This window comes from Pseudoalteromonas sp. BSi20652 (genome assembly GCF_000239855.1).
Taxonomy (GTDB): domain Bacteria; phylum Pseudomonadota; class Gammaproteobacteria; order Enterobacterales; family Alteromonadaceae; genus Pseudoalteromonas.
In genome coordinates this window covers 1-12,323 of the sequence record NZ_BADT01000112.1, presented here as the reverse complement: position 1 = coordinate 12,323, position 12,323 = coordinate 1, and the positions used below count along the sequence as shown (strand labels likewise).

Annotated in this window: 13 protein-coding genes and 1 pseudogene; 12 read left to right on the top strand and 2 right to left on the bottom strand. The window is 39.0% G+C overall.

Annotation, left to right across the window (positions count from 1 at the left end; genetic code table 11):
• A pseudogene (locus P20652_RS18200) lies at window positions 1-289 on the top strand (hypothetical protein); the annotation flags it as partial.
• On the top strand, window positions 286-1,101 hold the full coding sequence (locus tag P20652_RS08380) for a putative RNA methyltransferase (protein WP_008169113.1): 816 nt from the start codon (window positions 286-288) through the stop codon (window positions 1,099-1,101). The pseudogene P20652_RS18200 and the gene P20652_RS08380, both read left to right, overlap by 4 nt.
• On the opposite strand, the gene yfbV is transcribed toward P20652_RS08380, so the two are convergent.
• On the bottom strand, window positions 1,098-1,544 hold the full coding sequence (gene yfbV / locus P20652_RS08385; RefSeq protein WP_008169111.1) for a terminus macrodomain insulation protein YfbV: 447 nt from the start codon (window positions 1,542-1,544) through the stop codon (window positions 1,098-1,100). The two genes, P20652_RS08380 and yfbV, sit on opposite strands and share 4 nt — an antisense overlap.
• A 285-nt stretch (window positions 1,545-1,829) precedes the next feature.
• Between yfbV and P20652_RS08390 the strand changes: the two genes are divergently transcribed.
• The 7 genes from P20652_RS08390 to P20652_RS08420 all read left to right on the top strand — a co-directional run bounded on the left by P20652_RS08390 (window position 1,830) and on the right by P20652_RS08420 (window position 8,484).
• Window positions 1,830-3,044 carry an acetate kinase gene (locus P20652_RS08390; RefSeq protein ID WP_008169109.1) on the top strand — a complete coding sequence of 405 codons (1,215 nt, stop codon included), beginning with the start codon at window positions 1,830-1,832 and terminating at the stop codon, window positions 3,042-3,044.
• Window position 3,045: 1 nt separating this feature from the next.
• Entirely contained in the window at window positions 3,046-5,199 is a 2,154-nt protein-coding gene (gene pta / locus P20652_RS08395; protein WP_008169107.1) for a phosphate acetyltransferase, read from the top strand.
• 232 nt (window positions 5,200-5,431) lie between these two features.
• Window positions 5,432-5,818 carry an ACT domain-containing protein gene (locus P20652_RS08400; protein WP_008169106.1) on the top strand — a complete coding sequence of 129 codons (387 nt, stop codon included), beginning with the start codon at window positions 5,432-5,434 and terminating at the stop codon, window positions 5,816-5,818.
• Between the two features lie 3 nt (window positions 5,819-5,821).
• Window positions 5,822-6,319 carry a PTS glucose transporter subunit IIA gene (locus P20652_RS08405; RefSeq protein ID WP_008169105.1) on the top strand — a complete coding sequence of 166 codons (498 nt, stop codon included), beginning with the start codon at window positions 5,822-5,824 and terminating at the stop codon, window positions 6,317-6,319.
• Window positions 6,320-6,323: 4 nt separating this feature from the next.
• Window positions 6,324-6,668: an ArsC family reductase gene (locus tag P20652_RS08410; protein ID WP_008169104.1), complete on the top strand. Its 345-nt coding sequence runs from the start codon at window positions 6,324-6,326 to the stop codon at window positions 6,666-6,668.
• Window positions 6,668-7,798, top strand: coding sequence for a succinyl-diaminopimelate desuccinylase (dapE, locus tag P20652_RS08415; protein WP_008169102.1), 1,131 nt, complete (start codon window positions 6,668-6,670; stop codon window positions 7,796-7,798). The genes P20652_RS08410 and dapE overlap by 1 nt, the downstream gene beginning before the upstream one ends.
• Window positions 7,798-8,484, top strand: coding sequence for a M15 family metallopeptidase (locus P20652_RS08420; RefSeq protein ID WP_008169100.1), 687 nt, complete (start codon window positions 7,798-7,800; stop codon window positions 8,482-8,484). The genes dapE and P20652_RS08420 overlap by 1 nt, the downstream gene beginning before the upstream one ends.
• 9 nt (window positions 8,485-8,493) lie before the next feature.
• Here the strand turns inward: P20652_RS08420 and P20652_RS08425 are convergent, their stop codons facing one another.
• Window positions 8,494-9,369: a DMT family transporter gene (locus P20652_RS08425; RefSeq protein WP_008169098.1), complete on the bottom strand. Its 876-nt coding sequence runs from the start codon at window positions 9,367-9,369 to the stop codon at window positions 8,494-8,496.
• Window positions 9,370-9,887: 518 nt separating this feature from the next.
• Here P20652_RS08425 and P20652_RS08430 point away from each other — a divergent pair.
• From P20652_RS08430 to lpoB, 3 genes are read left to right on the top strand one after another with little or no spacing between them, the layout of a single operon-like run.
• Window positions 9,888-11,252 (top strand): COG3014 family protein, encoded by a 1,365-nt coding sequence (locus P20652_RS08430; RefSeq protein ID WP_008169096.1) that lies wholly within the window; start codon window positions 9,888-9,890, stop codon window positions 11,250-11,252.
• 8 nt (window positions 11,253-11,260) lie between these two features.
• Entirely contained in the window at window positions 11,261-11,686 is a 426-nt protein-coding gene (locus P20652_RS08435) for a YcfL family protein (protein ID WP_008169095.1), read from the top strand.
• Window positions 11,687-11,697: 11 nt separating this feature from the next.
• A complete protein-coding gene (gene lpoB / locus P20652_RS08440; RefSeq protein ID WP_008169094.1) occupies window positions 11,698-12,318 on the top strand; it encodes a penicillin-binding protein activator LpoB in 621 nt (206 codons plus the stop codon).
• The last annotated feature ends 5 nt before the right edge of the window (window positions 12,319-12,323 follow it).

Here is a 12,323-nt window from a genome sequence, read left to right as displayed (position 1 = left end):
TAATTTACGTTACCAGTTACTTTACCTCGTCTATTTTTTTGTTTATATATTTGTTTGTGCATTTATAACCGCAGGGTTTATAGCCTGTATAAAAATAAGCCTAGGTGCTTTATTTTACTTAGCTATAGGGCAATACAATTGGCAAGAACTTGCAGATAACTACGTTTATTTAAGTGCCATAATTTGGTTTCCTGAAGCAATGCTCAACGGCATGGCTATAACAATTATGATCACCTACCGCCCCCATTGGGTAAAAACTTTTTACGATAAGGACTACCTAGGCTCATGAGTCTTGAATATCAATGCCCGCTATGTAACGACGCACTTTTGAAAACTGATTCAACACTACGTTGTGCTAACAACCACAGTTTTGATTTTGCAAAAGAAGGGTATGTAAATTTACTGCCCGTGCAACAAAAAAACTCTAAGCAGCCCGGTGACTCTTTAGAAATGGTGCAAGCCAGACACGCATTTTTAGAATGTGGTTTTTATGGTTTTTTACAGAACGCACTGGGTAGCATTGTAAGTACTTTAAATGCACATAACATTATTGATTTAGGTTGTGGTGAAGGTTTTTACACTCAATCGTTAGCTAATAAATCACAAGCTAATATATATGGTGTAGACATATCAAAATCAGCAGTTAAATATGCTGCAAAACGATATAGTAATTGTCATTTTAGTGTCGCATCAATCAGCAAAGCCCCATTTAATGACCAATTTGCAGATGTGTTAGTAAGTGTTTTTGCACCTTTGTTTGAAAAAGAATTAGCAAGGCTTGCTAAACCCGGTGCAACACTGATTGTTGCAAGCCCTGGACCTTGGCATCTAAAAGAGCTAAAAAGCTATATTTATAAAAATATTAACGAACACACTGAAATAGTTACTCCAAGTGAGTTTACTCAAGGGCAACAGCTTCTATTAACTGAAAAAGTATCACTTAATTTTAGCGACGTTAAAAATTTAATTATGATGACGCCATTTGCTTGGAAATTTAGACCCGAGCACTGGACAGCACTCGAAGAAAAAGGTGAGCACACTGTCACCTTATCATTTTATGTTACGCAATTTACTAAAATAGGCAATGGCATAAATAGTTAAAATTGCTCTTTGGTAAACGCTTTGTCCATTTTATCAAACATGTCTTTAAGTAAATTAGCAAGCTCCAAATAACGGGGCTTTTTTTCCTTTAATTTGGCCTGATATCCATTAGCAACCATTTTTGTATACAATTCGTTATACCATTTTTGCATAGCGGGCTCTAGGGGAGTATTCGCTCTTTTCCCCAACCACAATAAACCCTGTAATGGGAGTGATATAAAAAACAAAGCACTAGCAATCGCTTGAGGCAAAAAATCAGCTCCTAAATAATTAAGCTGAAAAAACAGCGTAAGCATCGCTAATATAGGCATAACAGCAATAGCGAGTTCAGTCGCTTTAATCACTTTAAACTCAGTGAATAAAGGTGCAAGCTCTTTTCGCATCGGCCATTGTTTTGCATACAATCGACCAATTTGTAATTGTGACATCACACTTTTTTGCATCATGACTCCTCACAGTAGTTACATTTAAACACGATAATAGACGGATTATATTTAAAGTGTAACACAATTTCAGATGCTTTCACTTTATCAGTCAAGGTACATAATTTTGCTGTTAATATGTGCAAAACACTAAACTAAACATCGTAACTGAGGTAAAATACTCTTTATTGGGTTAACTAAACATTTATTTAGTTTAATTAAGTGCTTAACCCTTTTTATCATTCAAAGTATAACGCCCGATGCTTAACGTTAACTTACTAATTTTTATTTACGGAAATTGAATTTATGCCAACAAACTCCCCTAAGTCACAACACGTTTTAGTCCTTAATTGTGGTAGCTCAAGTTTAAAGTTTGCCATTATAGACGCAAACACAGGTCATGAAGTTATCTCTGGTCTAGCTGAGCGCTTAGGTGCAGCAACTCCTTCTATAAAATATAAATACAAGAACGCTAAAACAGTCATTAAATTAGAAGCAGAGCAAGCTCATGCCGAGGCAATAAATACGTTAGTAAGCCTAATAAAAGATCACAGTTTAGACGAGCAACTTATCGCAGTGGGCCATCGTGTAGTACATGGCGGCGAGCACTTTACGCAATCTGTATTGATAGACGAAAAAGTAATTGCTGGCATAACGCAATCAGCTACTCTTGCCCCCCTCCATGGTAATGCTAATTTACTCGGTATATCGTCGGCGCAGGCATCGTTTGAAGGTTTACCACAAATAGCAGTATTCGATACCGCATTTCATCAAACTATGAGCGAAGTTGCCTACCTTTATGCTCTTCCATATAAGCTGTACACAGAATTTGGTGTTAGGCGCTATGGATTTCATGGCACAAGTCACTTCTATGTTGCAGGGCAAACAGCAAAACTCTTAAAGCAACCTATCGAACAAAGTAACTTCATTAGTGCCCACTTAGGTAACGGTTGTTCTGTATGCGCTATTAAAAATGGACAAAGTGTTGATACCAGCATGGGACTAACACCATTAGAGGGTCTAATAATGGGCACACGTAGTGGCGATATAGACCCTGGTTTATTTAACTTTTTAACCACTCAACTTGATTACACAGCCCAGCAAATAGATAACCTATTAAATCAAAAAAGTGGCTTATTAGGGATTAGCGAGCTTTCTAACGATTGCCGTACCATTGAAGAAGCGGCTATGGCCGGTAATAAAAAAGCGATACTCGCAATTGAAATGTTTTGCTACCGCCTTTCAAAACAAATTGCGGCTTATATGGTGCCATTACAGCGCCTTGACGCGGTTATTTTTACTGGTGGCATTGGCGAAAATTCAGATATTATTCGTGAAAAAGTTATCTCTCAACTTGCCTTTTTAGGTGTTGACTGCAACCCGCAAGCCAACCTCAATGCTCGTTTTGGTCAAGAAGGCGTTATTAGCTCTGCAGAGGCACGTTGTAAAGCTGTCGTCATGCCAACTAATGAAGAGTGGGTTATCGCTCTTGATGCTGCAAACATTGTAAAGGAGCTTTAATATGGCACGCCGTATTATGTTAATCCCTGTGTCTACAGGTGTCGGTTTAACGTCGGTATCAGTTGGTTTAGTGCGTGCACTTGAGCAAAAAACAGTTAAAGTTAATTTTTTTAAGCCAATCGCTCAGCCTCGCTCGGGTGAAACAGGTCCTGAAAAATCAACGCAAATAGTTACTCAAGGCTCACCTATTAACCCACCAATGCCTTTTGCACTTGATTATGCTGAGCAAATGATTGGCGACGGTAAAGGTGATGACCTACTAGAGGAAATTGTTGAACGCTTTGAAAGTAAAATAAACGACGATGAAGTAGCCATTATCGAAGGTATGGTGCCTACCCGCCGTCAACCTTACGCTGGGCGTGTAAACCGCGAAATTGCGCAAACACTCGGCGCTGAAATTGTATTTGTACTTACCCCTGGCAATTACACCATTACTCAAATAGAAGACCGCCTAGAAATTGCAGCAGGTAACTACGGTGGAATTGATCACCCTCGAGTACTGGGCTGTATTTTTAATAAAGTAAATGCGCCACTTGATGAAGAAGGTCGTGCACGCGCTGATTTAGTCGACGCCTATAAACCAGAAGAGCTTGAAAACGAATTAAATCGTTTAGCATCTTTACCTATTTTTAGAAAAAACCCATTTATGTTACTGGGTGCAATCCCGTGGGATTTTGACTTAGTCGCACCGCGCGTAAAAGACTTGAGCGCTTATTTAAAAGCTACAATTATTAACGAAGGCGATATGCTTCATCGTCGTCTTCGCCGCATTACTTTCTGTGCTCGTACGGTTTCAAATATTTTAAATTATTTTACGCCAGGCGCTTTATTAGTAACCCCAGGCGATCGCTCTGACATACTGGTTGCTGCGTGCCTATCTGCAATGAATGGCACTAAACTTGGTGCTATATTACTCACCGGTGGCTTTGAGCCAGAGCCACGAATTATGGCTTTGTGTGAGCAAGCCATGCAAACAGGTTTGCCTATACTCGCCACCGGTGCTGATACGTGGCGTACTTCCTTATTACTGCATAACTTTAATATGGAAGTACCAAACGATGATGACCAACGGATTGAAAAAGTAAAAGATCATAACGCTGAACATATCGACTCTGATTGGCTTGACACATTAGCTAAGAGTGTTGGTAAAACACGTAAATTATCCCCCCCTGCATTTCGTTACTTATTAACTGATAAGGCGCGTAAAGCAGGTAAAACAGTTGTACTACCAGAAGGTAACGAACCACGTACGATTAAAGCGGCTGCTATTTGCGGTCAACGCGGGATTGCTAAAACTATATTACTGGGCGATCGCGAAGAAATAATGCGTATTGCAGAGCAGCAAGGTATTGAGTTAAATGAGCATGTTACTATTATAGAACCAAGCAGTATTATTAATGAATATATCGCCCCTATGGTCGAAATTCGTAAAAGCAAAGGCCTAACTGCCGTAGTAGCACAAGAGCAACTACAAGATAACGTGGTACTTGGCACAATGATGCTTGAGCAAGGTAAAGTTGACGGTTTGGTCTCCGGTGCAGTAAACACAACTGCAAATACAATTCGCCCACCATTGCAGTTAATTAAAACAGCGCCAGGATCATCCCTTGTATCATCTGTTTTTTTTATGTTGCTGCCTGATCAGGTATTAGTTTACGGCGATTGTGCTATTAACCCAGATCCAAATGCTGAACAACTTGCTGACATAGCAATTCAATCTGCTGACTCTGCTGCAGCATTCGGTATTGAGCCCCGTGTTGCCATGATCAGCTACAGTACAGGTACATCTGGAACTGGCGCCGATGTTGAAAAAGTACGTGAAGCGACAAAAATAGCACAACAAAAACGTCCTGATTTAATTATTGACGGTCCACTTCAATACGACGCTGCTATCATGGAAAATGTCGCACTTAAAAAAGCACCAAACAGCCCCGTTGCAGGTAAAGCAACTGTATTTATATTCCCAGATTTAAATACCGGTAATACAACATATAAAGCAGTGCAACGAAGTGCAGATTTGATTAGTATTGGTCCAATGCTGCAAGGTATGCGCAAACCCGTTAACGATTTAAGCCGTGGTGCGTTAGTTGATGACATTGTATACACAATTGCACTAACGGCTATTCAAGCAGCACAAGCCGAAGTACTTAATTAGGTACTTATACCAATATGTGCTTTTTATAGCCTAGCTATTATTTATTTAATAATTAATTAGTTAGGCTGTTTATACCCTGCAACCCCCAAGGTTATCCACAGAAATTGTGGGTAAGTTTTTACTTTTTATTTTTCTACTTATGACCTGCTAAGTTAGTGGCTGTTATACCTTTAATTAAATGCCAATAATCTATACTATAAAGTTACCAACATTGCTGTTTCGCAGGCTTTTAATGTCAAAACAAACATTACAATTACACAGCACCATTTTATCTATACACAGTTTAGATGTAGATGCCGACATACCTGCGGCGCTTTTAAAGCAATCTCTGTTTTTTATTTCTAAAACCCATGATGAACTTTCAATTGTATGCCCAAGCAATTTTGAAGTAACAAGCCTAGATACCGAACCAGACTGGCAAGCTCTTGAAGTTGTAGGTCCACTTGGTTTTTCGTTAACCGGGATTATGGCTAATATTTCAGGTGTATTGGCGCGCGCTAAAATTTCTATATTTTCTATTTCGACCTACGATACTGATTATATTTTAATTAAGAAGCACACTGCAGAAAATGCTATTACCACTCTAAAAAAAGAGGGTTACAACGTGGTGGTAAACTAACTTATGAAAGCACAAAAAATTGACTATTTAGCTCAAAACAAAACACCTCTTAATGCAATAAATATTACCAGTCCTTTTACAGGCAAGGTAATTGAACTGAAAGAGCATCCAGAACCTTTTTTTCGTTTTGGCACACTGGGCCCTGGTATTATTGTGCAACTAACAAGTCATAAAATTTTAGCCCCGTTTGATGGAACTTTATTACAAGTAAAAAACGCAGGGACTGAGTTTATTTTACAAGCTAAAAATGGCTTAAAAGTTTTAATTAACTTAACTATTTCTGATTCGCAATCAATTAAGCACACGCATATTGCACAGCTCAACGGCAGTAAAATTAGCAAAGGTCAGCGCCTTGCTTACTTTGATTTACGAGAGCTTGATACCCCAATACTAGCCAGTTTAATTTTACTTAACGGCCATAACCTTGGCACATTTCATTACTCGCATTCGCATGTAAATGCGGGTGAAGACACACTATTAACTATTATTAAGAAGAACTAGATTTATGATCACTCTATACGGTATTAGCAACTGCGATACGATAAAAAAAGCTAAAAAATACTTAACCGATAATAACCTTGAATTTACGTTTCATGATTACCGCAAAGATGGCGTAAATGAGCAAATGGTAAGCGATTTTGCAAACAAGCTCGATTGGGAACAACTCGTTAATAAACGTGGAACAACTTATCGCGCATTAACTGATGAGCAAAAACAGAGTCTAACTAAAGAAAGTGCTATCCCATTGTTGGTTGAACAACCTGCCATGATCAAACGTCCAGTACTGGTAAACAATGGCAGTTACCATTTAGGTTTTAAAGCAGCGCAATACGACGAGATTTTTAAATAATGACTAATGATGTAATTAAACTCGCCCAAGCGCTAATCCAACGTGAATCGGTAACGCCCGAAGATGCTGGTTGCCAACAGATGATGAACGATCGCCTTGCTGCGGTTGGTTTTAATATAGAGTCATTATTTTTTACCGACACACTCAACACTTGGGCTCGAAAAGGCACACAATCGCCGCACTTTTGCTTTGCTGGTCACACCGACGTTGTACCAACAGGTCCTGAAAAAAATTGGCAACACCCGCCGTTTTCAGGATTAATAAAAGATGGCCTATTACACGGGCGTGGCGCTGCCGATATGAAAGGCTCATTAGCCGCAATGCTTGTAGCAACCGAACGTTTTGTTACTAAACATCCTGATCATAAAGGCTCGATTTCTTTTTTAATCACTTCTGACGAAGAAGGACCGTTTGTAAACGGGACTACTCGCGTAATTGATACGCTAGAGGCACGCGGTGAAAAAATTGATATGTGCCTAGTAGGCGAACCCTCATCACGAGATGTATTAGGCGATGTGGTTAAAAATGGCCGAAGAGGCTCACTTACCGCTTACCTAACGGTTAAAGGCGTACAGGGCCACGTAGCTTATCCACATTTAGCACAAAACCCAATTCATTTAGCAACGCCTGCACTTACTGAGCTTAGCCAAACGGTGTGGGATAACGGAAATGAGTACTTTCCTGCTACTAGCTTTCAAATTTCGAATATTAATGGCGGCACAGGTGCTGGTAACGTGATCCCGGGTGAGCTAGAAGTACAGTTCAACTTTAGATTTAGCACGCAAGTAACGCATGAGCAACTCCAACAGCGTGTGAATGACATTCTACAAAAGCATGACTTAAATTATGAATTAAGTTGGATAGTAAATGGCTTACCTTTTATTACCGAGCACGGCCCGCTTGTTGATGCCACAGTTAACGCAATTAAATCAGTAACCGGTTTAACCACGAATCTAGAAACTACCGGCGGCACATCTGACGGTCGCTTTATTGCACAAACAGGCGCTAAAGTAATTGAACTTGGCCCACGTAACGCCACTATTCATAAAGTAGATGAATGCGTAAGTACCGATGATTTAATAGCCCTTACCGACATTTACGAGCAAATATTAGAGCAACTTTTAGCATAATGGATGTAACTAAACCAACACCAATGATGTGTATCACAGGGCAAAGTGATACACATTTAACTGATATACAAAATCATCGCTTGCACAGCGCTATTATTAACGACTTTTTAGCGCTGCAAAGTGCTGCAAAAAAAGCGGGATTTGAGCTTACTATTGCCTCAAGTTTTCGCGATTTTGATCGTCAATCAATTATTTGGAATAATAAGTTTTTAGGTATTAGACCTGTTTTTAATAAACAGCAAGAGATTGTAGATTTAACTAAGCTAAGTGATAGTGATAAATGTATGGCAATAATGCGCTACTCTGCACTACCTGGGGCAAGCAGGCATCATTTAGGAACAGATTTAGATGTGTTTGATAAAGCTGCAGTAAGTGATGATTATAAGCTACAGCTAACACCTGATGAATACCTGCAAGGTGGGCCATTTGCGCCTTTAAGTAACTGGCTTGATACTCACTTAGTTAAATTTGGTTTTTATCGCCCTTACCAGCATGATTTAGGCGGCGTAGCACCTGAGCTTTGGCATATAAGCCATATTAAGCAATCACAATTATTAGTGAATAGGCTTAGCGAGCAAGTACTTTTTGAATGCATAAAAAATAGTGAACTACAGGGCAAACAGGCAATACTTGATAACCTACCTGCTATTTATACACGCTTTGTAACGAACGTTAGTCCGCCATAAAGAACTTGTTTAAGTGGTTTCCTTCTTTTTATTTAAAATAAATACCAACACAGCGCCTAATATTAACGAACTTGCTACTACAAACTCCATTGTTACTTGCTCTGATAAAAACAGTACACCAGCAACAGCTGCAAGTACGGGCACGCAAAGCTGCACAACAGCAGCTTGGGTACTTTTAAGTAGCGGCATAGCCACATACCAAACACTGTAACCAATTCCAGAAGCTATCGCACCTGACGCACACGCAAGCAACACCCCTTCAACACTCATATTTTTTAAATAACTCATACCTACGAGTAATAAAACAGGAATAGCAACTAAGCTTCTTATAAAGTTAAACCCAGTCGTACGCAGTGGTGATACACACACTTTACCGCGAATACTATAAATACCCCATGCCACACCACTGAGTGCCATAAGTGATGCACCTAATAATGAAGGTACAGCAGCAGATGGCAGCATTAAATACACAAAGCCACCTAACGCCACAATAAACGCGCACCACTGAAGCACACTCAACTGCTCTTTTTGATAGATACCCCAGCCAATCATAGTCAGTTGCACGGCTGAAAACAAAATAAGTGCACCGGTTCCTGTATCTAGCTCTACGTATGCAATCGAAAAACAAAGTGCATACACTAAAAGGCTTATACTGCTTCGCCAGCTTCCTTTATCACTTAAAATAGCGGGATTAAATGTGCCTTTTCGTTTTAAATTATGAGTATAAATAGCCATTATAACGCCCAAACACGCAGCACCACTGAGTAAGCGAATAACTGTAAAATTCCAAGCATCTATATAGCCTTCGGCTAAAGCCATTCTGCAAAAAAGAGAGTTTGCAGCAAACGCAATTAAAGCAATGATTGTGTACAACGTAGCTTTCAAAAAAATTCCTTAGCAATAAAACGAATTACAGAGTTATTTCAATTAACTAATTAAATAATTAACCTACTAAGCTCAAAACATTGTCATAAGCGCCTATAAAACCGCTTACTGAGCAGCACATTTAAACAGGATTGGTATAACTGTGCAAAGAGAGTATTTAATTTTAATAAATTAGATCATTTATACTTAAATTTTAGCCGCATTCACAAAATACGGTGTTTACAACACAAGGTATACTTTTAGTATTTTCCGTATTCGACTTAATGAGTAGCAATTACTTCATTTAAAAAATTCATTTATCATTACACTTTAGGGATCATTGTATTCAATAAGACCCATAAAGTACCTTAAGCATTTCAATATTGTTACCCAACAAGAAAATTCACACTTTGTTCACCAATGTCATTTTATATTTCCTTATTAGCAGACAGTTTTACTCTACGATTTTTTACAATATTTCACACATTTAGCTAAAAATAATATGTTAATGTATGCAGGTAAATTAAGAGGAGTGCGCAGTGCGCCTAAGTATAATTTTAAGCTTTTGTTTTATTTTAAGTGGGTGTAGCACAATAGGCTTTAATGACCTATTTAATGACTATGCCACGCAAATGACACCAATAAGAAATGCGATCGAGAAAAATAATATCGAAGAAGCGCAATCCCTTATTGCCAATAATAGCACCATGCACAGCAGCTACTTACTCAACCAACTTGAGCAAGCTCGCTTAAACGACTTAGCCCATACGTCACAAGTTGCACAAAGTCAATTTGAGAACGTGTATACACAAATGCAAAAAAAACGCGAAGCCGCCAAAATACAAGTAAGTGCAGGGCTTGAGCAAAGCAATGCGTTATTTACTAACGACTCAGCCATAACTTATGTGCCACCGGCTTACGAAATGAGTATGCTTCATAGTTATAAAGCACTTAACTACGTGTATAAAAATGATGTAGAAGGCGCTTTGGTTGAAATTCGCCGCGCGAATAAAGTACAAGTTGATGCACTAAGCGAAAATAAAACAGATAGCGACTCAACAGTTAAAGAAGCGCAGCAGCACTACCCTAGCATGGGCAATGTGACCAGAGACGTAAAAAATGGCTTTCAAAATGCCTACACATTTTATTTATCTGCTTTGCTTTACCAAAGTGCTAAACAATACGACGACGCCTATATCGATTATAAAAAAGCACTGGCTATACAACCTAACAATATTTATTTACAGCAGGACGTAATACGCCTTGCTAAAAAACAAGGGTTTGACCAAGACCTAAGTGAATTTAAAAAACGTTTTAGTGATGCGCCAACTATTTCAGCAACACAAGGCGAAGTAATTGTTTTATTTGAACAAGGCTTAGTACCAAAACAAGATGAATTTAAACTGCGCTTACCAATTTATTCATCACGTGGCGATGCACGCTTTTATAGCCTAGCAATGCCGGTATATAAAGATAACGCCTATGTCCGCCGCATTAGCAGTATAAACATAGATGCACAAAGCTTAGCGCTTAGTCCACTGGTTCACATTGAAGCACTTGCAGCAAAAACATTAGAGGATCAAATACCTGCAAAAGTAGCTCGCCAAGTGCTTAGATTAGTAGCTAAAGAAAAAGTACGCGCAGAGCTTGCACGCAGTGCAGGTGATGTAGGTAATATACTTGCCAATATTTATAATTTGGCGTCTGAGCAAGCTGATACACGCAGTTGGCTGACGCTTCCAAATCAAATAAGTGTTGCAAGGCAAAGCCTAAATACAGGTGAGCATTCTCTGCATATAGGCACACAAACGCCTATAAATTTCACCATTAGTAAGCAAGGGTTAACATTAATTTACTTAACCTCTATTAATAACTACTTTAATTACCACGTAGTTCAACTCTAGGAGCCATCATGAAATACATAGCGCCATTATTAGCAGTCTTAATGCTCAGTGCATGTTCCAGCAAACCGGTTACATCAGGTATTTCTGTTGAACAAAATAAAAATCAATTTAATGAGCAATTACGTGTAGATAACCCTGAACTCGGTAAAAAGTTGACCATTACTGATGTTAAAACACGTCAAACCAACCAGTTAACCGATGTGGTAGTGACCCTTTCGAGCCAGTATAAAAAATCACAGTATTTGCAGTACCAATTTAATTGGTTTGATAAAGACGGCTTTGTTATCAAAGGCAATCATTCACCTTGGCAAGCACTTACCTTATTTGGTTTTGCAAAAACACAATTACCGGGCTTAGCACCTAGCTCTGATGCGGTTACCTTTTCTTTAGCAGTAAGAGAAGTGTCTACCAAATCACAAGAATTTAAAGATTAGAGGAAACAATCATGATCATCAGTAACAAATTTAAAACAGCATCAACCTACGCTCTAGTTGGTTTGAGCGCTTTAGTATTAAGTGGCTGTGCTAATAAAGCCGTTGTAAGTTATGGCGATGCACAAGCAGTAGAAACAACAGATATTAATTTTGGTTCTACCGACTTACAAAAAGTAGCGAGTCAAATGACCGACTCATTACTCAGCTCACCCGTTGTTGGCACAATGACCGCTAATAAACGCCCTATCGTATTTGTTGAGCGTATTAAAAACAAAACCAGCGAGCACATTGATACAGAATCAATCACCGATTCAATCTCTACGCAAATGCTACGCAGTGGTAAGTTCCGTTTTGTAGATATGACTCGAGTTGAATCAGTACGAGAGCAATTAACCTTTCAAAACGAAGACCCCCTTGTTAACCCTGCAACAGCCGTTGCATTTGGTAAGCAAATTGGTGCGCAGTACATGCTCTACGGAAACTTATCGAGCATTGTTAAATCAAATGCCGATAAATCAGACGTATACTACAAATTTACGATGCGTTTAATGGATATGGAAAGCGGACTAGTTGAGTGGGCAGACGAAACTGAAATTCGTAAAACTAAAGAAAAATCAACCTTTGGCTGGTAGCTAAT